Here is a 20,123-nt window from a genome sequence, read left to right on the forward strand (position 1 = left end):
TGAACAAGTAAAACAGAGCCTTTTTCATTTTAAGATTTCAAAAAGACGGTTGGCATTTCAATTTCTACGGTTCGCTTTTAAAACCCTTCCCCCCAAAAAATTCCCGGCCTAATTTCGCAGTATTAATCAATCAAAAAATAAGTCAATAATTTAAATTTTTATCCAATGAAAAAGTTTTTAGCAATCACAGCAGTAGTATTAGGATTGGGAGTACAGGCTCAGCAAACTAAGGAGAAGACAAAAGATTCAGGTATAGAACTGATTCCTAAAGCAGGAATCAACATTGCCACACAATCTGTTAAAAATCTGGATGGCGAGAAATCCAAAACATCTTTTCAGGCTGGATTAGGTGTTAATATCCAGACCGGATTGAGCAATTTTTCTATCCAGCCTGAGGTTAACTTTATCAGCAAAGGAGCAAAGATTAAAAACAATTTCGGAAACCAGACTTATAACTTCAATTACATAGAAATTCCGGTATTGGCAAAATACAGCTTTGGCCCTTTATATGTAAATGCAGGACCCTCCATTGGCTTTCTTATGGGGAAAAATGACAAAATAAAAGCAGCATATGGAAAAACAAAAACTGTAGATTTCGGATTGCAGATGGGGGCCGGAGTAGCCATTCCTGCAGGTCCCGGCAAGGTGATTGTAGATGGAAGATATAATCTGGGACTGACCAATATCTCTGATGAAAAAGGAGTGAATGTAAAAAACAGGGGTTTTGCGATTTCTTTAGGGTATGCGATCCCTTTGTAAATCTTTTTTAATTGAACCACAAAAGACCCCTCAAGCTATTTTTAAGTGACAAACTTTACACAATAAGGACCAATAAGTTTTAAAAAAGCTCCGATTTTCTCTTAAGTAAACTAAGATGTCCAAAGTAAGGCACAGCTGCTTCTTTATACCCCAATCCCTTTATGAGTATTTCGTGAAGGGATTTTTATTATTAATTCAAGAAGAGTACCCACAAAAAAGATTGCCTTACGCTAAAGCAATCCTGTTCCATTTTATATTATTTATTTATTAATAATCCATCCATGATTTGAAGACAGATGCTTTTTCGCGGCTTACAATTACTTCCATATCAGGTTGTTTTCTAAGCTCGAGCTTAAGTTTCCCGTTAAAGTGGTTAAAAACCTGTTTTACGGAATCAATGTGAATGATGAATTGCCTGTTGGCGCGAAAAAAAATTTTTGGATCAAGTTGCTTTTCCAGCTCTTCCAGAGTTTGAGGGATATTTTCAATAATTCCACTGTTCAGCATGGCTTTACTCATTCCCAATTCCGTATAAAAATAGAGAATATCTTCAGATAAAACGGTTTTATATCCGTCTCTGTGAGGGATCAGAAATCGTTTCCTGTAATCTTTAGGTTGAAGGTAGTTGAGTAATCCTTCAATGGCAGATCCTACCACCGGAACAGATTCCATAAAAGTTTCATAGCGTTTAAGAGCGGCGTCAAGTTCTTCCTCTTCTATTGGTTTTAATAAGTAATCGATGCTATTGTATTTAAAAGCCTGCACTGCATATTCATCATAAGCAGTAGTAAAAATCACAGCACTTTTGATTTCGTGTTTATTAAATATTTCGAAGCTCAATCCGTCCGCCAGCCGAACATCCATCATAATGATATCAGGTACCACATTGTTCTCCAGCCAATGTACAGTTGAGGTGATTGAGTCTTCTACAGATAATATTTCGAGATGAGGTCTTAGTTTCAATAAAAGCCTCTTAAGCCTGTCTGCATTGGGTTTTTCATCTTCGACTATTAAAATTTTATTTATCTTCATATCAACGGAAGTTTTACAATAAATTTATTTTCAGTTTTTTCTATAATTGGTTTTGTATACCCCAGAATCTCATATCTTGCAATAATATTGGTCAACCCCACTCCTGAGGAATCCGGTTTATTAATCAACGGCAAAAAAGTATTGGAAACCACCAGTTCTTTATCCGAAGTCGTATAAACTTCTATTTCCAAAGGATTTGATTTTGAGGTTTGATTGTGTTTAATGGCATTTTCAACCAGCAATTGCAGAGAGAGCGGAAGGGTATACATACTTCGGCACTCTTCCGTGATATTAATTTTAAATACAACTCCTTCTCCAATTCTTTTTTCAATCAGAAAAATATAGGATTCTAAAAATTTAAGTTCTTCTTCAACAGCAATAATATCTTTTTTGGAGTTGACCAGCAGATAGCGATACACTCTCGCAAACTTTTCCGAATACTCATAGCCAAGTTGCTGATCTTCCAGGATAAGCTCCGAAAGAACGCTTAAATTATTAAAGATAAAATGAGGGTCTATCTGCAGCTTTAATGCCTGTAATTCTGCCGCCATAGCTGCTTGTTTATGCTTAGAGGCCCTCAGTTTATGTTGTGCTGCCTCAACAGCTGTTTTTTTCCAGTTTTCCAACAGATAGTCGATGGTATTGAATGCGCTTATGGTTAATGATACTACAATGTTGGTAGCGATCCACTGTCCCATTAACGTGTATTCCTTACGTGAATCCATTTCGGGAAGGCTGTCTGAAGTACATTCTACAATAAAATTAATGATCATTACCATCAGTACACTTCCTATAATCTGAAGAATTCCCTGAAGAAACAATCGCTGCACAGTTCTGTCTTTCCAGGGGAGCAGCTTATTAAGCGTTTTGTCGATAAGGACACTTACCTCTGAAATAATCGCTGAAAAAAAGAAGACCCACAGAGCATCTTCAAGAATCATTTTAAGAGGAGTTTCCAGATAATTTTGCCAGACAGGATCAAAGGGATTAATAAGATAAGAAAAGATGCAGAAAGTAATAATGGCAACTGCCCAGATCGCCAATCTGCGTTTCATTGCTGAAAAAATCTTTTTATATCGTACTATATTTTTCCTGATGGTAGAAATTCTGTTCATTTACGGAATTTTGTGAATGTAAATATAGAAATAGATTTTATAAGACTTCCTTCAATTTTATACGAGACGGCCAAAACAGGACATGAAACGTTAAATAACAGAGCTCAACTGAATACTAACGTTTCATCAGCTGAAAAATACATTTCATCATCATTTTACGCGATATCACCATCTTTTTATTAAGATATAAAAACCTCTCATTCTATTTTTGTCCTATCAATTTCAGTGCGATGAAAACAATAATTGTATGTACCGATTTTTCCCATGAGGCAGAAAATGCAACCCATTATGCTGCATCAATGGCTAAAAATAACCAATATAAATTAGTGCTTTTTAATTTGCAGAGTGTCTCTATTCATGCCTTAAATGCTCAGGCCTCTGCAGATTTTTTTTATGCACAAACTCTCAGGAATCAGAAAAAGCTTTCGGATAAAGCTTCTGAACTCAGTACATTATATGATATCAATACCGATCATCATCTGGCATCCGGAAATTTTATTGAAGAGCTTAGTCATTGTATTCAAAATACAAATGGTGATTTTATTGTCATGGGTATGGCAGAAAAAACACTTGAAGAGAAGCTTCTTGGTAATACCGTAACGATAGCAATTCATAAAATCAAAAAACCGATTTTGATTGTTCCTGACCATATAGAATATACCGGCATCCGAAAAATTCTTTTTGCGTATGATACCCATAAAAGTATGACGTGGTCTGCCATGAATGATATTTATAATTTCATCAATGAATTCAGTTCGGAAATTGAAGTATTTAATGTAAGTGAGAGGTTGGATGATTTTACAGAAGTCATTCATGATATTGATCTGAATTCCGGATATGACCTTGATGACATCAAGTACAGCTTTAAAATGATTCAATCTGCGGAAGTGATCAAAGCGATTGAAGAGGAAGTGAAATTGACTAATTCTGATCTGCTCACCATGGTTCCCCATAAATACAATCTTCTGGAATCACTGTTTCACCGAAGTAAAACAGTTATAATGGCGTATAAAAATAAAGTTCCCTTACTATCAATCCCCTTAAACATAGATTAAGAATCAATAAAAATCTGTTAACATTTGAATTATCCTTTTCTGCCTTAAAAGGCTAAATTTTACACTTAATCTTGTTTGACAGGACCGGAAAAAATCCGGTCCTGTTTTTATTCTGGTAGCTGAACAGATATTATGAAATCAAAGCGATTAAAGCCTGGTAGTAATTTTCCAATACACGTTGATCTCCATTAAGAAACAGATAAGGTTCTATCAACTCAAGTTCCATTAATTGAAAGGAATCATTGATCAAAATACCATCTACTCTGGCATACAATGTCGCCTGTGGCAAGCTTGTTAAATATGCACCCGCCTGCTCTATGTGCAATGGGTCAGGAGTTAGATAACTGATGCTTCCACCATGATAGTGTTGCACTCTGAAATCTCCCTGTTTAGGAGTTTTTAATACGCAATGGCTGTAGTTACCATTAAAGAATAAGAAAGACCATTCTCCATTTTTAATTTCTTCAACGAATGGCTGTACGATGAAATCCTGTTCTTTCAAAAGGTTGTTGACTTCCTCAAGTCGTTCAGTAACATTACTTTTGGAAATTGTCATTGTATTTTGTGCTCCTGCACTGACACACGGTTTTATGACCAGTTTATCTGTATTGAAATGATCAAAAAAAACAGTATCAAAACGACCTCCTTTTTCAATATATCCGGAAGGAATGACAGGAAGTCCTTTTTGAGCAATATCTTTAAGATAATGTTTATCACTGTTCCATTTGATAATTTCTGCAGGATTCAAAACCTTAACACCCAGTTTTTCAAGCCTATCCAGCCAACTCCAAAACTCAGTCAGATGGTTATGATAATCCCAGGGAGACTTGATAACCGCAACATCAAAACTACCCCAGTCTACCGTTTCATCATTCCAGATTGTGGGAACAACAGGTAAGTCTTTGTTGCGTAAAAAGTGAATCAGTTCTGTATCTTCATCGTTGGCAACACCCTGTGAAAGCCTCCCTTCTTTTTTGTAGCCTACTACTGTGATTTTCATGTTCTGTTTTTTTGAATAATTTCTCAGATAAATTTCGGAAGAATGTACGAATAAGCACAGACACAGTTTTTTTTATTGGGAAGGGTACACTTGCATTACTTCAGATTCTTACGTCAACGAATATTATAGGTTATTTATAATCAAATCGTTCGTCGTCGGGATACCAATAACGGGTTAAGCATGTCATCAGGGTATTATTTTCATAGTCTTTCAAATGATATTCCAGACTCCCTGAAGTCCCGAATGTAACTACTCTGCCTGTTTCTTTTTCCACTAAAAAGGGGCCATTACCTATTAGTGAATAATTAAAATCACCCGTCAAAATATATTTTTTTGAATTATAATGATACACATTCCCGTAAGGTTTTTTCATGATATCATCTGAATATATCATGGGCTCGATATGAGCCTTTACTGAGAATCTTGTAAAACGTTCGGCTATTTGCAGCATTTCTTCGTCTGTCAACATGGTCTATTTTTATGGATTAAAAATCAGATATTTTTTTTAAAACTCCGGGACAATGGGATTTCAATTTTGCCTTCTAAAATAGCAAAATTAGCATTACTGGAAATAATCAAGTTTTTATTAACAATATAGGAACGATGTACCTGAACAAAGTTTGGAGGCAGTTCTTTGATGATTTCGGAGATTTTCCCCCTTACAAATTCCTTCTTTTTGGAAGTGACGAGTTGCAGATAATGATCCTCGGCTTTTATATAAAGAAGCTCATTAATATAAACCTTAGCTTTATTCTTTAGAACAATATGATCTTCTACGATGAGTTGTTTCACTTTTTCCAATTCTAAGATGGTTTGAGAATGTTCCACTTGTAAAGACTCTTTTTCCTGAGCTAATTTTTGTTTTTTCATATCCACCTTTTTCCAACGGATCAAAGAATATAGTGCCAGCAAAAGAGCCATAACGGCAAGAATGAAATATAAAAACCTGTATTTCCTATTGGTCTTTAAAGATTCTTTTTGATAGGAAATGGTTTGATTTTTCTGCTGAACCTGGTATTTGGTATCTATTTCATGGATGGCAAGGGCATTCTCCTCTCTCTTCAGAGTATCTTCAAATGCTGTTCTCCTATTGAAATAATACAATGCACTATCGCTATTCTTAATTTTGGAATAGGTCTTATATAAAGCATCTGAGATAAGGATATTACTTTTTATATCTTTTTTAAAATAGGATGATTGCTCTGATCTTTTAAAAATTGCTGCGGCCTTCTCCGGTTCCTGGGTATCAAGGTAATAAAAGCCTTCATTAAACTCTATCCTATGAAGAGCAAGTTGAGAATAAAAATCAGGTGATTTTTTATACTCAGATTTGGCATTGGCCATACATTTTTTTGATTCAGAATAATTCCTGATAACATTGTAGTAGATTCCCATCAATTGATACGCTCTTCCTTTCAGAAATGGTTTTTGCTTTCCATAAACCAGTAATGAATCATAGCTTTTTATGGTAAAGCCCCTTTTTCTTTTGAATTCAGTTTCTTCATAGTACCTTTTAAAAGCTGAATAATATTTTGCCCAAAAGCTGTTGATAAAATCATTTTCTAATTGTAAATATTTATCCGAATATTCTGAAAATTGAATAAAATTCATTTCATTCACCTGAAACTGATGCAAGATTCTTCTTATCCCCTCCTGTTGTAAGCTTATATCATGATGCTGAACACCTAATTGATACGTCTTCAGGTACAGTTGATACGATTTTTCATTGAAACTTTTAGAAACCCTTGAATAGTAATCTCCCAAATATGCATAATAAATTCCTTTCAGATAATAGTTAAAGCCTGAGTTATCCAAAGACAGAATTTGATTTGAAATCAAGCCTGCCTTCAGATAATCGACCTCATGTTGAAATAGGTTTCTGGCTTCATCATTCGTTAAGTTTCTTATTTTTCCTGTTGCTTTTTGGAACTCATAATTATTGATATCCTTTACTATTAAAGAATAATGTCTGTCATCAGAATGTTGTCCATACAAATCAATTGACAGCATCAGCAAAAAAAAGACTATATACTTCATCTTCCGCCGCCACCTTTTATTCTTAAGTACTCTTCATAAGTAACCCATTGCCTTCCTACAGGGGTGTCTACCAGGCACATTTGCCCTTTGGAGGTTCCTTTTTGAAGCTCAATATCCTCTCCTTCCAGAACAAAGTGCAACTTTTCCCTTATACTGGTTCGTATTTTCACGGGACGAGAATAGTAATAAACCGGAATGGCTTCGTCCTCCGGAATTTTATCTACCTTCTTTATTCTCACCTTGAAGTTGATGATAGGGCCATGATGTTCTTCATCTTTTTTTGAATAGAACTGACTTACAGGAGGATTATTGAAGACATCTCCCGTATCCAAAGCTATCCATTGCTCGGATGCCTTTAAGTAGCCATGTATTACAATAATTTCAAACCCATTAAGCGTGATTGTCCCGTCAGGGTCATATTTCGAATCTAAAATCCTGATCAGAACAACAAAGTTCATGTCTTCTCCAAGTTTAGTATGACAGACCTGAAACTTATCGTACTCATCATAAACGAGTGTAAATGGAGCCATGTTATCTACATCATCAATGTTGTGGGGGTAGTTTAATGTTGACATATCAATTTGTTTTAAATGGTTACTATTGTTTATTTCATTGAATAATTCTCTTTCTTTCAGAAAAAATTTTGTTTTAAATTTTGCATCTGCAAAAAGTTCAATTCCGGTTAGTCCTTTACCAAGATCCTTTTCTATTGCCTTTATTTCACTTGATGTAAATCTTATAATAGGATTTACAGGTGATTTGAAAACAATATTTTTCAATATTTCATAGTTTGTAAAGGCGAGTTGTGGATTCTGAGGGTATTTTTTAAATTTTAACCTGCCACGAGCCAGATCAAAAATATCATTATAGTTTTTGTTGGGGTATTCGATCAACGTTTCCAGCAGAAAAGTGGAATAAACAGCTTGCTTTGAGTGATTATAATCTTCCATATAAGCCGTTTCCAGTTGGGAAGCAGAAGAAAATGCAATCTCATTGTTTTCGGAAAACTGGGTCAGTGCTTCGAAATTTTTCTCAACTACTCCATTATAGCAAGCATCTATTACAATAAAAACAGGAGCTTTTTGTTTGTTAAGTTCAAGCAATTCCCTTATATCATCATCCTTGACTGACTTTCCGTTACAAATCAAAGTTTCATCAAGATCATCAGATTCGTCTCCCGTAGCAGCATAGTTCTTACCTTCAGTCTTTATTTGTTTTCCATGACCAACGTATATGAATGCCGCAAAATCATCTTTTTTAAGGTTGGAAAACAGATTGGTCAATGCAGGTAGTATATTTTCGCGACCGGCCTCCTTACCCGATAAAAAAGCCCCTTGCTCAAAGCCTAGCCCATCCAGGAATGCCTTCCAGTCCAAAGCACTCTTAAGAGCTCCCGGGATTTCCTCGTATTCTCCGTAGAGGTCAACATTGGCCCCTACGATCACGTATTTTTTTTTCATATTGAGTGTGTTATTAGTTTCCTTATTCTTTGTTTTGAATAGCTGGAATCCAAATGCTTACCGGATTCAATACAAGCTAATCGAAATCTTTTTCGTTCAACAAAGTATAGGTAAACTGATTACCAAAAGCATTTCTTGCATTTTTACACTTCAACATAAACTCCTGAAATTGTCTGGCATCAGCAAAAACCTGACACCCTGCTGAAAATTGAATGTTATCAGAGTTCCAATTTCCATTCAATGGTCCTTTGTGGATATTGATCCCGAACATACCGGTCTCTATTCCGGCAGGATTGACATCAAGATTTCCATCCTTATCGCCATCCCTGTAAACTCGCACATTTCCCAATCTTTGACATAAAGCATCATATTGGCCCCTATGCTTATCTATACAATGAGTTCCCATATATTGCCCTTCCACCAGGATTGCAGTTCCTTTGGCATTGATCGGATTCCTCAAATAATGCAGACTTGGATCCGTGGTGATGGGATAATAGCTTATATGCCAGTTCCCCATAAAGTTATGAAAAACAACCAATGTATCATCAAATTTTTCAGGTTGTAATGATTTGTTTCTTATCCCGATAATGTTGAGATTCCAATCAACTGTTGGGGTATCATAAATCCTATAGTTTTTGGAATTCATAACGGACAGAATCTTGTTAATAGATGGTGTTATCATGGTATTATTTGGTTTTTGGATTGTTGACGATTCCCCAGCTTATTCCTAAAAAAGTCATCAGGTTGGTATTGGATATTTCAAAATTCTTCCCAAACCCTCCGCTGAAGCTGAGTTCATCATTTACTTTATACTGGATTTGTCCCACGGAACGGTAATCTCCGCCATCTCCATTTCTCTTCACATATTCATAAGCTACGGAAATATTCTTACTCAAGACACCCTGAAGCTTCACTCCATAATCAGTAAACTCACTCCTTTTCATTATATCTTCTTCTATATAACTGTCTTTTAAATATCTAAGAAATAAGTATACTTTAAAGAAGCGGGTATATTCCTTATTCAAATTGAGTGAAAAGGCAAATGTTGACCAAACTCCATATCTGTCAGTCCTGAAATCAGAGATTCTGTTACCGGGAGCTATTGTACTATAAGCACCTGATACATCCAGAGTAATCATGGGATTCTTTAATTGGTTTATAAAATCCGACAATCTTACGTCAATCTTCATTTCATCTTTTATTTTGTCCTTTTCCTTCTCGAGTAATACTATATATTCTTCATACTTACTGTCCGTTACAGATGGTTCCTTTATACCATTTTTCAAAAGATTTGACTTAGCCATTGCTGTTATTTCATCATCATTAGCCACCGCTGTTATTTGCTCATGTAATTTCTGAGGAGAATGATTATATAATGTCAGGATATTTGTTCTTGCTCCAATAGAAATGGTTGTTGCAGAATCCTTTGGCATTGCATTCAATGAAAGGGTTACTTTACTCAGATTATGAAAACCTCCACTGGTATACTTAAAGCTGTTGAGGGTATCTTTTAATCCAAAGAATTCATATCCTTTATAGGCATGATTGGCATAATAAAAAGGGGTAACTTCCACAGAAACATTTGATAAATTGCTTGTATTCAGACTTATTTTTTTCGGTAAAGAATTGGCAAAAACAATGCTCGGGCTGTTATCCAGCAATGCCATACTGACAGATTGGGTATTATCAATATCCTTTATTGCTTTCAGGTCTGTTTCTGATTGCGATTTAATAAGTACAAAGCAAAATATAAAAATCGCATTTACTATTGTTTTCATATCAGATCTATTATTTTTAATACAATTACTTTATTCCCTCGATCACTCTTAATAATTATTTTTTTATCATAAGAAGTATAGGTAACATTTCCCTGGGCTCCGCCTTCAATTTTATATTTAAATCGAAGCAATTCCAAAAGGTCATTCAAATCATCATCTCTATCATATCCTATATGGGACTCAATGACAATCGTACCCTTTTTATGATACGGCTCCGTTCCTATTAAAGTTTTAGGAATATCGATTGTTGTATCCTTGGATGATGTAATTGTTGTTTTACGCAAGTCCTGATCGTCTAACAATTTATACTCCAGGTGGACAAATGTTCTTAGTGGGAATAGGTTAATTACATTAGATAAATTGAAACTAATGTAGATTTTATTCTCTGCATTCCCTGTTTCATACGTTGAAATTTGTGTTGCCATAGCTTTATGAGTTTTTAGTGATTATTCCAGAATTTGTTTTGCGCCTTCAGTCAGTGCAACTGCTTTTTCTCCTTCTCCGGATATGACCTCCTTTACCAGGTTATTTTCTTTCAGTATTTCAATCTTTTTATCGATTTCCTTATTATCCATATTTACTTCATTCTTTACGGCATCGAGGGGTTTGAACCTGTTTTCATCATTATGAATGGAACTTATGATCTCTATATAACCCGGGTCTTTAAACTTCTCCATATCCCGGTTTTCTACTGAAGGTTTATCATTACTTATAGGGGTAATGGCCGTAATATTACTATCCAGTCTTTTGTTGGTTTCCCTGATAGATTCGTTATCAGATTTCAGTTCTTTGATTTCCTCTTTCAGACTTTGTAATACCCTGCCGGAAATGGTATTCAGAAAGTTAAGTGACGAAAAAGCAGCAATAATGCAAAATCCTGAAAATATAAGATAATTGATGGCATGTTTATTCTCATCTTCGTAGATATTCTTTAAAATATCACTCGATACAAGATTCAGAAAAAGAGGAATCGTTGTCGCTGCAATGATTCCCAATAAAACATTCTTTACGAGGAGTATCCAGTTACAATATCTCTCCTTGAATGTATTTCCGATACCTCCGATAAGGCCACAAATAAAAATGATGATAATGATCCTTATGCTTTGGTCGCACAAAATATAAAGTGTTGTTTTCATGGTTATTGGTTTTTAAAATTCTTATACAAATTTTACTATAAATCAGGACCTTAGCAAAAAAATGTCGTGAATGACATGAAAAACAACGTGGATTACAATTGGGTACAGTCCTTAGGATCTCAATAGTATGATCGGCAATTCTTCCTTCTAATGTATTTCACATCACAAAGCCAACAGAGACTGTATGATGTAGAAATCTAAGGGTCAAAATGAAGTGATCAGAACACATCTAACCCTGTCATCATTAAATTGTCTCTGTAATTCTCAATATTTTAATACATTTGTTATAAAACATATTCCAAATGAATTTCGAGCAGGTTAATCTACATCTTGAAGCCTATAAAGAACACAACCAGATTCTGGATGCAGCCAAATACCTGATTCATTCTTTTAACCTGGAACATGAGAACTTTGCCGGGTTTGGATTCAGACAGGAGCTGTCACCTACCTCAATGCTTCTCACTGCTGAAGGAGAATTGGGAGGGCCACAAACGGTCATGATTCCAAAGAATTTATTTGATTTTGATCTGAATCTTGTATTGAATATGATCGCCCACGAAATGCTTCATGTACAACAAAAAGCACCCGGTCAGGTCATAGAAGATAAAAATGAAAGGGAATTTCAGGCTTATTATGAAATGCTTTTTCATAAAGTCTTCCCACAAATTCCGGAGGTATCAGATTTTCATAAAAAATTCTTCGGCGGTAAAGCCCTGGAATATTATAAAAGAATGGGCGAAGGCTCAGAGTTACAAAAGAAATATGCAGAACAGAAAACAGAAGTTGAACATTTAATTAATCCATTACCATGACGACAAAACCAGACATTACCTGGACAGATTTTGAGAAAATAGACATCCGATGCGGAACCATCCTTTCCGTTAATGACTTTGAAAAAGCAAGAAATCCATCTTATCAGTTAGAAATAGACTTTGGGGATCTGGGCATCAGAAAATCATCCGCACAGGTTACCTCATTATATAAGAAGGAAGAATTAGTAGGAAAGCAGATTTTAGCCGTAGTTAATTTTCCTAAAAAACAGATTGCCAATTTTTTTAGTGAATGCCTTGTGTTGGGTTTATATGGAGAAGACAAAAAAGATGTCACGCTTTTAACCCCTTCATTACCCACCAAAAACGGAATGCAGGTAGGATAGAGAACATAAAAAACACTCATGATACAGAACATACCATTAGAAAGAGTCTTATTCATTGATATTGAGACGGTTCCACAATCCGGATCCTGGAAGGACTTATCTGAAACCGATCAATATCTTTGGGACAAAAAAACAAGATTCCAGAGAAAAGAAGATATCTCAGCAGAAGAATTTTACGAAAAAGCCGGTATTATGGCGGAATTCGGGAAAATCATCTGCATCACCATCGGAATGGTTGAAAAAAATGATACATTGAAAATAAAAAGCTTTTCCGGGCATGACGAAAAGAAAATGCTTCAGGAATTTGGAGAGATTTTTAACAGCCCAAGGCTTTACAATGTGATTCTTTGTGCTCACAATGGAAAAGAATTTGATTTCCCATGGATTGCCAGACGCTATCTGATCAATGGAATGCAACCTCCGGCCCCATTTCAGATGTTTGGGAAAAAACCCTGGGAAATTCCCCATATAGACACCATGGAACTATGGAAATTCGGAGATTATAAAAGTTTTGTATCTTTAGAATTGCTTGCTCATGTCTTTGGTATCCCTACTCCAAAGGATGATATTGACGGCTCAATGGTTTCATCAATTTACTACATAGAAAAAGACTTGCAACGAATTGTTGACTATTGTGAAAAAGATGTCTTAACTTTGGCAAATATTTTCCGACGGATGCGTCAGGAAGATTTGTTGAAAAGGAATATCAATCTAGACTAAAAAATGAAATTTACAGACGATCAAATTGCTGACATTGGTGAGGAAATCATCAGCGTGCTAAAAACCGTATATGACCCCGAAATTCCGGTAGATATCTATGAACTAGGGCTGATTTATGATGTACAGATCTCCGATGATGCCGATGTAAAAATTATAATGACACTTACGACCCCAAACTGTCCTGTTGCTGAAACTCTTCCCCAAGAGGTAAAAGATAAGGTTGCAGAAGTGGATCATGTAAAAAGTGTTGATTTGGAGCTTACTTTCGAACCAAGCTGGAACAAGGATATGATGAGTGAAGAAGCCAAGTTTGAATTGGGAATGCTTTAATATACATTCTAAAATATAAAAACCTCAGAAATCTCTGAGGTTTATTTTTTATATATCTTTTCCAATTTCTTTTCCTTCTCTTCTGCTCCACTCGCTCCATGAGCCTACATAAAGATCCGGAATTCGGAATCCGGCATGAGCTAATGCTAAAATGGTATGACAAGCTGTTACTCCCGAGCCACAGTGAATAATCAAATGTTCCGGTTTACCTTGCAATAAATTCTCATATTTTACTTTTAAAACATCCGGGCTATGGAACATTCCGTTTTCATCAAGATTTTCAGAAAAAGGGATATTGATTGCTCCGGGAATATGTCCTGCCACCAAATCGATGGGTTCAGACTCTCCTCTATATCGGTAAGCATCCCTCACATCAATCACTGTAGAAGAATTGTTTTTTAATTCATTTTCAACAACTTCTAAGCTTGAAAGTGGAAGAGACCACTCTTCTTTTTTAATCAAAGAAGCTTTTTCAAACACTTCTTCTCCTGATGAGAAAACCACCCCTTCTTTTTCTGCAGCTTGCATTCCTCCATCCAAAACCTGTACATTTTCAAGTCCAAAAGACTTTAGCATCCACCAGGCTCTTGCTCCGGCGTTTGATCCATTTTTATCATCATAGATCACAATATGAGCGTCTTCAGAAATACCAAGCTCTGCAAGTGTTTTGGCAAATTTTGCTACCCCTGGAAGCGGGTGCCTGCCTCCAAAAGCAGCATCTTCTCCTATTTCAGCCAGATCTTTATCCAAATCGATGAACCTTGCACCCTTGATATGCTTTTCAAAATAGTTTTGGTGAATATCTTTCCCAGTTCTTGCATCAAGAATGATCAGGTTTTCTGTGGGAAGTGTTTTTAATTCGGAGGCTGAAATGATTGGAGACATTGTATTTGTTTTTTGGTTGAATTGATTATGTTACCCGCTGATTAACAAACTTCACAGATAGAAATCTGCTCAACTAGTAAAATCTTTGGGAGACACTTTAATTTCTTTTAAAAATGGAAAATATCCTTCGCTTTATTGTAAGAACTTTCAAAGTTCAACAGGTTTAGTTTATGATCTGCTTTTTCAACACTCATAAAATTGATCACCTGCTCTGTAGGCATATTTCCCACAAGATCATCCTTGGCCATAGGACATCCACCTATTCCTTTAATAGCACTATCAAATCTTCTGCAACCCTGATCATAAGCCGCTTTCAATTTTGAATAAGAATCTTCATAACGATTATGAAAATGTCCTCCAAAGTTGATTTCAGGGTATTTTGAAGGAATTTTTTCAAATAAAAGGGCAATCGTTTCAGGAGTAGCCACTCCTGTGGTATCAGAAAGTAGAATATCTTTCACTCCTATTTCTGAAAATCTTTGAGCCCATTGATCCACATCTTCCCATTTCCACATTTCACCATAAGGATTCCCGAAAGCCATTGAAAAATAGATATTCAGTTGTTTTCCTTCGCTTTTTACCAGCTCCAGCATCTTTATAATTTCATCAAAGGCCTCTTCCTGGCTTTTGTTGGTATTTCTATGCTGAAAAGTCTCAGAAATAGAGAAAGGAAACCCAATGATATCCACGGTTTTGTGCTTCAACGCTTTCTCAGCCCCTCTGTAATTTCCTATAATGGCAGAAACTTTTGTATTAGAGCGGGATTTATCAATATTTTCAGCCACTTCAGCAGAATCAGCCATCTGAGGAATTGCTTTTGGAGAAACAAAACTCAGACAATCCAACACATCAAATCCCACATCCATTAAGGAGTTGATGTAATCAATTTTTTTATCTGTAGGGATAAACTCTCCCCACCCCTGCATGGCGTCTCTGGGACATTCGGTAAGAAACATTGGTACTTTCATTTTCTCAAATATAATAAAACTAAACAATTTTAAACATGAGGTCTGTAAATGTATCACTATTTTGATTTTCAAAGTTTTATATCTGATTTATAATTTCAATATCTGATATTCAGTCGCGAATAATGTATTCTGAGCGTCAAATTTGCTAACTTTGTTAAAATTTATGATAAATCTGATGAGTACAATAGAATTTAACCCAATGTGGAAAGACAAATTACTGAACCGTTTTCTCAGTTATGTAAGAATATATTCAACAAGTGATGCTGAAAGTGAGGCAACACCTTCTACACCACGTCAGTGGGACATCGCAAATTATATTACGGAAGAACTGAAAAATATCGGTTTGGAGAATGTTTCGATTGATGGAAACGGCTATATTATGGGATATATTCCTTCCAACATTGAAAATGATGACAGGCCCACTATCGGATTTATTTCCCACTATGATACGTCACCTGATTTCAGCGGAGAAAACGTAAAACCTCAGGTTTGGGAAAACTACGACGGAAATGATCTTCTTTTAAATCAGGCAACGGGATTCACATTATCTCCTTCAAGGTTTGAAAGTTTGAAAAAATATATCGGACAAACATTAATTACAACGGATGGAACTACTCTTCTTGGTGCTGACGATAAAGCAGGATGTGCAGAAATCGTAACAGCAGCAGAATATCTGATTGCTCATCCTGAAATTAAACACGGAAGAATTGCTGTAGGGTTTACTCCTGATGAAGAAATCGGAAGAGGAGCGCATAAATTTGATGTTGCTAAATTTGGTGCTGAATGGGCTTATACGATGGATGGCGGAGAAGTAGGTGAACTTGAATATGAAAACTTCAATGCTGCAGGAGCTGTAGTAAAAATTCACGGTTTAAGTGTACACCCTGGCTATGCCTACGGAAAAATGATCAACGCAGCTCTTTTAGCTTCGGAATTTGCACAAATGCTTCCTGCTAATGAGACCCCCGCTACAACGAAAGGGTTTGATGGTTTCTATCATTTAATGGACATTACGGCTGACATCTCTGAAGCAAAACTTCAATATATTATCCGTGACCACGATGCTGAAAAATTTGAAGCAAGAAAGAAAATCATGGAAGAAAAAGTAGCAGAGTTCAACCAAAAACACGGTTCAGGAACTGCTGAAGTGGAGATCAAGGAACAATACAGAAACATGAAGCAGCAGTTTGAAGGAAAAATGCATATTGTAGATCTTGCAGCAAAAGCAATGACTGAAGCAGGGATTGAGCCTAAGATCAAAGCAATCAGGGGAGGTACTGACGGGGCCCAGCTATCTTATATGGGACTTCCCTGCCCGAATATTTTTGCCGGAGGAATCAATTTCCACGGACCTTATGAGTATGTAGCCCTGGAAAGTATGGAGAAAGCTACAGAGGTAATTATTAATATCGTAAAAGCTTAATTAGTCATGAAAAAGTTCTTAGCATTAGCTTGTATTCTCACTTTTGTTTTCGGCAGCGCCCAGATTTCTGAATTTCAACGGGCAGACTCACGCTATGAAAGAAAGAAAACGGCTTTATATAATAAATATCCGAAGCCTAATGATTTAAGAACTAAGAAGGAATGGCTTCTTACTGAAGATAAAATAAATTCCTATAAAACTGCTCTGGATAAGGTTTCATCAGAAGACAAGAAAATGATTGCAGTAGATCCTCCGACTAAAGGTAAAATTTCCAAGGAGGCCGAATATGATAAAGGCAAAGCTTCTTTTCAGAAACTGTTATCCGAAGCCGTTGATCTTGCTTTCTTAAACTTTTCTTCTGATTCTTATAAAGCAACCCTAAGTTTTGTGGTAGATTCTAAAGGAAATCCTCTGGATGCTCATGTAAAAGGAATTAATGAAGATGTAAACACATTCATCGAGGCTGCTTTTTATCGAATTAAAGAAAAAGGCAATTGGAAACCGGCAGAAGCCAACGGAAAACCGGTATCCTCTACAGTTTCCATCCCATTAGCATTAACTTTTAAAAAATAATACAAAAAACCCGCTGTGACAGCGGGTTTTTCTTTTCAGGATTTCACGAATAGTATAGACAGTTAAAAAACAAAATACAAACCTTGCTGATAATCATTATGTTATTGACATTAATTTAATCTGATTCTTTTGTAGGCTTTAAATAATTCACCTAACTTAGATAGAAACTTAAAATCACTGTTTATGAAAATGAAATCTAACCCCTTCAAAATCAGCAGAAAATTTTATTTCTCTATTTTTTTTGCAATTTTCTGTGTATTTCTTTTAATGTCTTGTTCTCAGGATGATCCGGCGGATGCTCCTGTTGAAAAACCGGTAGAGTCTGTTCCTATGAAAACCCTGGGAAACCTGACTTTACAAAAAAATGTTATAATTCTGAACGACGAATCAGTGGATGCAATATCTGCCCATAATGAAGGAGCCATTACGTTCAGCCGTACCACTCCTCAAACGGACAGTATCTCAACCGGAACTGTTATTGTAGGAACAAAGGTAGAAGGTGACCAGATAAGTACCATCTTATCAAAAGTTACATCTGTTTCTAAGGTTAATAATGGATTTACAGTACAGACTTCCAGTGCGAAACTTGAAGAATTTATTTATAGTGGAACATTAAGCGGAGTGTATGATCCCTCAGATAAAGCCCCTGTTAGTATTAATGGGAAGATGGTCAATTATGTTCCTGTGGAAGGAATGGTTTCACGAGAAATTAATAGTAAAATCTATTCTATTGAAGCCAAAAATCTTCAAAATCAAAAACTGATTGCTTTTAACCGTTTTGATTTTGATAAAACATTTTCTTTTCCTTTATCCTCAGCAGGAACATCCAGTGTGAATGTAAAAGGTGGCTTTACTCCAAAAATTGATTATAATATCACTTTTTCCTGGGGACATTTATCTGATTTTTATGTTAACCTTATCATGGATGATATTCAACTTCAGAGTTCAGCAACCATTGTAGGAAGTCTGGGATATACTGCAAGCACTACAGATTACCTGTCTATACCTATCGTCCCAATTGTTTTGGGTCCTACCGGACTTATTTTAAGCCCGACTCTTTCTGCGGGTCCTTTTTTGGGTGTAGAAGCTACAGGAAAAGTCCAGGGACAGCTTTTGGATCTTGAAGGAAATGCCAACTTCATGGTAAGTAAAACTCCGGCACTGAATATCAATCTGAAAAAGAAATCAGATCCTGCCATTACCGGATTAGGAGGCAATCTGTCTGCAGAAGCCGGCCTGGAAGCTAAAGGAGCTGTGGGACTGATGTTTATTTCTATTCCTATTGCGAATTCAGGATTAAGAGGAAGAGCCTCTGCTCTTTCATCTTTAGGCTTAACACTTATTCCTGAAAGAAAAGGAATATTTTCTGTAAAAGGCAAAATTCAGGCTGATATGTTTTATGGTTTTGGAATAAGCCCTTTCCGATATGAAGGCACCATCCCTTTGTTCAAAAAAGAATACCTATTGTATCAAAAGGATTTTAGTTTTTAAAACAAAATCTCTTAGAATTATAAAGAAGTCACTCCAGCAGTGGCTTCTTTTTGTATGGCAAGCAACCTTACATATAATTCATTTACAATTCATTAAGACTATTTTATTATATTTACAAAGAGGTACAATCCTAAACGATAACATTTAATACCAGATTAAACTATGAAAACTATGAAAAAACTTTTGAGAAAGGATCTTTCAACAATTCTTGGTAACGGAATAGATACCTGCCACATGGGCGGAGATCACTATAATTGCCAAAGTGACTGCCAGTGTGCCTGGGGAAAAGCTTGTGAAATGTATGAAGACGGAAGTCCGGGGCAATGTATTGCCGTTGGAGGTGGAGGAAATCCTGGTGGAGGTACCGGAGGGTGTACCCCTCCAACTATTTGTGTGGAAGAACCTTATTAATAAAAACAATCAATCGGAAGTAGCATAACTTCCGATTTTTTTTTCATCTCTAAACAGAGCTTTGTCAAAAGATCTCTGCCATTCATCAAATAAAATTTCAACTCCCCCTTCTGATCCGTTGTTTTGCATAAAATTTTTAATACTTATCAATTTATGAAACAACATTTTTTGGCATTCACGGCTTTGTTACTATGCATTACGTGCTCCGTAGAGCTTCAGGCTCAGCAAACACCTTCTTTTCACATCGGGGTAAAGGGAGGAACCAGTTTTACCAAAACCTCAACGGAGTCTTCTTTATTGGAAGGGAAATACGGTTTAGGTTATCAGGCCGGCGTCATGACCAGAATGGATATTGGAAAACTCTATGTACAAGGAGAAGCCTTGTTCAACAAAAGAAAAACATCTTACGATATCAAGGACGGAAGCAACGCGAAACTCACATGGAATGCTATTGATATTCCTGTAGTGGTAGGATACAAAATTGTAAAGACGGATGATTTTAATTTCAGAGTATTTGCCGGAGGAGTTTACAGCTATGCCTTTAATAATAAAATTTCAACCTCTCATGCAATTCAGGAAGGTTTTATCAAATTTGACAAATCCAATATCGGAATTACAGGAGGTGTAGGTGTAGATTATAAGAACTTCACGGTTGACCTTAAGTATGAAACCGGTTTATCAAGTATCAGCAAAGATTTTAAATCAAAACCTCATAGCTTTAGCTTAGGGATTGGCTATTTCTTATTCTAAAAAACTTAAATTACCTTTACCATTAGAAACTGTGACCGTGCAGT

23 protein-coding genes are annotated in these 20,123 nt (G+C 36.0%); 11 read left to right on the top strand and 12 right to left on the bottom strand.

Annotated features, from left to right (window positions below; translation table 11 throughout):
• Positions 1-165: 165 nt before the first annotated feature.
• The gene (locus C1631_RS17835; RefSeq protein ID WP_103248681.1) at positions 166-759 is read left to right on the top strand and encodes a porin family protein; all 594 of its coding nucleotides are present in this window, start codon (positions 166-168) and stop codon (positions 757-759) included.
• A gap of 267 nt (positions 760-1,026) precedes the next feature.
• Here C1631_RS17835 and C1631_RS17840 read toward each other — a convergent pair whose 3' ends face one another.
• Together C1631_RS17840 and C1631_RS17845 are read right to left on the bottom strand one after the other, a co-directional pair.
• Positions 1,027-1,791 carry a LytR/AlgR family response regulator transcription factor gene (locus C1631_RS17840; RefSeq protein ID WP_109713614.1) on the bottom strand — a complete coding sequence of 255 codons (765 nt, stop codon included), beginning with the start codon at positions 1,789-1,791 and terminating at the stop codon, positions 1,027-1,029.
• Entirely contained in the window at positions 1,788-2,906 is a 1,119-nt protein-coding gene (locus tag C1631_RS17845; RefSeq protein WP_109713616.1) for a sensor histidine kinase, read from the bottom strand. Before C1631_RS17845 ends, C1631_RS17840 begins: the two co-directional genes overlap by 4 nt.
• A gap of 230 nt (positions 2,907-3,136) precedes the next feature.
• Here C1631_RS17845 and C1631_RS17850 point away from each other — a divergent pair, with 230 nt between their 5' ends.
• On the top strand, positions 3,137-3,961 hold the full coding sequence (locus tag C1631_RS17850; RefSeq protein WP_109713618.1) for a universal stress protein: 825 nt from the start codon (positions 3,137-3,139) through the stop codon (positions 3,959-3,961).
• A gap of 130 nt (positions 3,962-4,091) precedes the next feature.
• Here C1631_RS17850 and C1631_RS17855 read toward each other — a convergent pair whose 3' ends face one another.
• From C1631_RS17855 to C1631_RS17890, 8 genes are all read right to left on the bottom strand, one after another.
• Positions 4,092-4,961 (bottom strand): ATP-grasp domain-containing protein, encoded by an 870-nt coding sequence (locus tag C1631_RS17855; protein ID WP_103248591.1) that lies wholly within the window; start codon positions 4,959-4,961, stop codon positions 4,092-4,094.
• 130 nt (positions 4,962-5,091) lie between these two features.
• Positions 5,092-5,430 (bottom strand): hypothetical protein, encoded by a 339-nt coding sequence (locus C1631_RS17860; RefSeq protein WP_103248590.1) that lies wholly within the window; start codon positions 5,428-5,430, stop codon positions 5,092-5,094.
• A gap of 23 nt (positions 5,431-5,453) precedes the next feature.
• A complete protein-coding gene (locus C1631_RS17865; protein ID WP_103248589.1) occupies positions 5,454-6,998 on the bottom strand; it encodes a LytR/AlgR family response regulator transcription factor in 1,545 nt (514 codons plus the stop codon).
• A complete protein-coding gene (locus C1631_RS17870; protein WP_103248588.1) occupies positions 6,995-8,458 on the bottom strand; it encodes a caspase family protein in 1,464 nt (487 codons plus the stop codon). Before C1631_RS17870 ends, C1631_RS17865 begins: the two co-directional genes overlap by 4 nt.
• A gap of 76 nt (positions 8,459-8,534) precedes the next feature.
• Positions 8,535-9,104, bottom strand: a complete 570-nt coding sequence (locus C1631_RS17875; protein WP_103248587.1) for a hypothetical protein — start codon at positions 9,102-9,104, stop codon at positions 8,535-8,537.
• A 40-nt stretch (positions 9,105-9,144) separates the two neighbouring features.
• Positions 9,145-10,236: a hypothetical protein gene (locus C1631_RS17880; protein ID WP_103248586.1), complete on the bottom strand. Its 1,092-nt coding sequence runs from the start codon at positions 10,234-10,236 to the stop codon at positions 9,145-9,147.
• On the bottom strand, positions 10,233-10,661 hold the full coding sequence (locus C1631_RS17885; protein WP_109713620.1) for a hypothetical protein: 429 nt from the start codon (positions 10,659-10,661) through the stop codon (positions 10,233-10,235). The genes C1631_RS17880 and C1631_RS17885 overlap by 4 nt, the downstream gene beginning before the upstream one ends.
• A 21-nt stretch (positions 10,662-10,682) precedes the next feature.
• Complete coding sequence (locus C1631_RS17890) at positions 10,683-11,372, bottom strand: YEATS-associated helix-containing protein (RefSeq protein ID WP_109713622.1); 690 nt, start codon at positions 11,370-11,372, stop codon at positions 10,683-10,685.
• Between the two features lie 302 nt (positions 11,373-11,674).
• On the opposite strand from C1631_RS17890, the gene C1631_RS17895 reads away from it, so the two are divergent.
• From C1631_RS17895 to C1631_RS17910, 4 genes are read left to right on the top strand one after another with little or no spacing between them, the layout of a single operon-like run.
• Positions 11,675-12,184: a hypothetical protein gene (locus C1631_RS17895; RefSeq protein ID WP_103247093.1), complete on the top strand. Its 510-nt coding sequence runs from the start codon at positions 11,675-11,677 to the stop codon at positions 12,182-12,184.
• On the top strand, positions 12,181-12,528 hold the full coding sequence (locus C1631_RS17900; RefSeq protein WP_103247094.1) for a tRNA-binding protein: 348 nt from the start codon (positions 12,181-12,183) through the stop codon (positions 12,526-12,528). The genes C1631_RS17895 and C1631_RS17900 overlap by 4 nt, the downstream gene beginning before the upstream one ends.
• Before the next feature lie 18 nt (positions 12,529-12,546).
• Positions 12,547-13,248, top strand: a complete 702-nt coding sequence (locus C1631_RS17905) for a 3'-5' exonuclease (protein WP_103247095.1) — start codon at positions 12,547-12,549, stop codon at positions 13,246-13,248.
• A 3-nt stretch (positions 13,249-13,251) separates the two neighbouring features.
• Positions 13,252-13,578: an SUF system Fe-S cluster assembly protein gene (locus C1631_RS17910; protein WP_103247096.1), complete on the top strand. Its 327-nt coding sequence runs from the start codon at positions 13,252-13,254 to the stop codon at positions 13,576-13,578.
• Positions 13,579-13,626: 48 nt separating this feature from the next.
• Here the strand turns inward: C1631_RS17910 and C1631_RS17915 are convergent, their stop codons facing one another.
• Both C1631_RS17915 and C1631_RS17920 read right to left on the bottom strand, forming a co-directional pair.
• A complete protein-coding gene (locus C1631_RS17915; RefSeq protein ID WP_103247097.1) occupies positions 13,627-14,463 on the bottom strand; it encodes a sulfurtransferase in 837 nt (278 codons plus the stop codon).
• A 107-nt stretch (positions 14,464-14,570) separates the two neighbouring features.
• Positions 14,571-15,419: a hydroxymethylglutaryl-CoA lyase gene (locus C1631_RS17920; protein WP_103247098.1), complete on the bottom strand. Its 849-nt coding sequence runs from the start codon at positions 15,417-15,419 to the stop codon at positions 14,571-14,573.
• A gap of 187 nt (positions 15,420-15,606) precedes the next feature.
• Here C1631_RS17920 and pepT point away from each other — a divergent pair, with 187 nt between their 5' ends.
• From pepT to C1631_RS17945, 5 genes are all read left to right on the top strand, one after another.
• Complete coding sequence (pepT, locus tag C1631_RS17925; protein WP_103247114.1) at positions 15,607-16,854, top strand: peptidase T; 1,248 nt, start codon at positions 15,607-15,609, stop codon at positions 16,852-16,854.
• A gap of 6 nt (positions 16,855-16,860) precedes the next feature.
• A complete protein-coding gene (locus C1631_RS17930; RefSeq protein WP_103247099.1) occupies positions 16,861-17,427 on the top strand; it encodes an energy transducer TonB in 567 nt (188 codons plus the stop codon).
• Between the two features lie 183 nt (positions 17,428-17,610).
• The gene (locus tag C1631_RS17935; RefSeq protein WP_103247100.1) at positions 17,611-18,918 is read left to right on the top strand and encodes a hypothetical protein; all 1,308 of its coding nucleotides are present in this window, start codon (positions 17,611-17,613) and stop codon (positions 18,916-18,918) included.
• Positions 18,919-19,089: 171 nt separating this feature from the next.
• Complete coding sequence (locus C1631_RS17940) at positions 19,090-19,329, top strand: hypothetical protein (RefSeq protein ID WP_123966729.1); 240 nt, start codon at positions 19,090-19,092, stop codon at positions 19,327-19,329.
• A 153-nt stretch (positions 19,330-19,482) separates the two neighbouring features.
• Positions 19,483-20,079, top strand: a complete 597-nt coding sequence (locus C1631_RS17945; RefSeq protein ID WP_103247102.1) for a porin family protein — start codon at positions 19,483-19,485, stop codon at positions 20,077-20,079.
• Positions 20,080-20,123 lie beyond the last annotated feature (44 nt).

The organism is Chryseobacterium phosphatilyticum (genome assembly GCF_002899825.2).
Classification (GTDB): Bacteria; Bacteroidota; Bacteroidia; order Flavobacteriales; family Weeksellaceae; genus Chryseobacterium; species Chryseobacterium phosphatilyticum.

Bases quoted from the DNA above. Each gene is read 5' to 3' on its own strand.
- C1631_RS17910 (WP_103247096.1), top strand. From the start codon at position 13,252: ATGAAATTTACAGACGATCAAATTGCTGACATTGGTGAGGAAATCATC.
- C1631_RS17940 (WP_123966729.1), top strand. From the start codon at position 19,090: ATGAAAAAACTTTTGAGAAAGGATCTTTCAACAATTCTTGGTAACGGA.
- C1631_RS17885 (WP_109713620.1), bottom strand. From the start codon at position 10,661: ATGGCAACACAAATTTCAACGTATGAAACAGGGAATGCAGAGAATAAA.
- C1631_RS17870 (WP_103248588.1), bottom strand. From the start codon at position 8,458: ATGAAAAAAAAATACGTGATCGTAGGGGCCAATGTTGACCTCTACGGA.
- C1631_RS17865 (WP_103248589.1), bottom strand. From the start codon at position 6,998: ATGAAGTATATAGTCTTTTTTTTGCTGATGCTGTCAATTGATTTGTAT.
- C1631_RS17890 (WP_109713622.1), bottom strand. From the start codon at position 11,372: ATGAAAACAACACTTTATATTTTGTGCGACCAAAGCATAAGGATCATT.
- C1631_RS17835 (WP_103248681.1), top strand. From the start codon at position 166: ATGAAAAAGTTTTTAGCAATCACAGCAGTAGTATTAGGATTGGGAGTA.
- C1631_RS17905 (WP_103247095.1), top strand. From the start codon at position 12,547: ATGATACAGAACATACCATTAGAAAGAGTCTTATTCATTGATATTGAG.
- C1631_RS17855 (WP_103248591.1), bottom strand. From the start codon at position 4,961: ATGAAAATCACAGTAGTAGGCTACAAAAAAGAAGGGAGGCTTTCACAG.
- C1631_RS17895 (WP_103247093.1), top strand. From the start codon at position 11,675: ATGAATTTCGAGCAGGTTAATCTACATCTTGAAGCCTATAAAGAACAC.
- C1631_RS17880 (WP_103248586.1), bottom strand. From the start codon at position 10,236: ATGAAAACAATAGTAAATGCGATTTTTATATTTTGCTTTGTACTTATT.
- C1631_RS17860 (WP_103248590.1), bottom strand. From the start codon at position 5,430: ATGTTGACAGACGAAGAAATGCTGCAAATAGCCGAACGTTTTACAAGA.
- C1631_RS17915 (WP_103247097.1), bottom strand. From the start codon at position 14,463: ATGTCTCCAATCATTTCAGCCTCCGAATTAAAAACACTTCCCACAGAA.
- C1631_RS17900 (WP_103247094.1), top strand. From the start codon at position 12,181: ATGACGACAAAACCAGACATTACCTGGACAGATTTTGAGAAAATAGAC.
- C1631_RS17845 (WP_109713616.1), bottom strand. From the start codon at position 2,906: ATGAACAGAATTTCTACCATCAGGAAAAATATAGTACGATATAAAAAG.
- pepT (WP_103247114.1), top strand. From the start codon at position 15,607: ATGAGTACAATAGAATTTAACCCAATGTGGAAAGACAAATTACTGAAC.
- C1631_RS17945 (WP_103247102.1), top strand. From the start codon at position 19,483: ATGAAACAACATTTTTTGGCATTCACGGCTTTGTTACTATGCATTACG.
- C1631_RS17875 (WP_103248587.1), bottom strand. From the start codon at position 9,104: ATGAATTCCAAAAACTATAGGATTTATGATACCCCAACAGTTGATTGG.
- C1631_RS17920 (WP_103247098.1), bottom strand. From the start codon at position 15,419: ATGTTTCTTACCGAATGTCCCAGAGACGCCATGCAGGGGTGGGGAGAG.
- C1631_RS17840 (WP_109713614.1), bottom strand. From the start codon at position 1,791: ATGAAGATAAATAAAATTTTAATAGTCGAAGATGAAAAACCCAATGCA.
- C1631_RS17935 (WP_103247100.1), top strand. From the start codon at position 17,611: ATGAAAATGAAATCTAACCCCTTCAAAATCAGCAGAAAATTTTATTTC.
- C1631_RS17850 (WP_109713618.1), top strand. From the start codon at position 3,137: ATGAAAACAATAATTGTATGTACCGATTTTTCCCATGAGGCAGAAAAT.
- C1631_RS17930 (WP_103247099.1), top strand. From the start codon at position 16,861: ATGAAAAAGTTCTTAGCATTAGCTTGTATTCTCACTTTTGTTTTCGGC.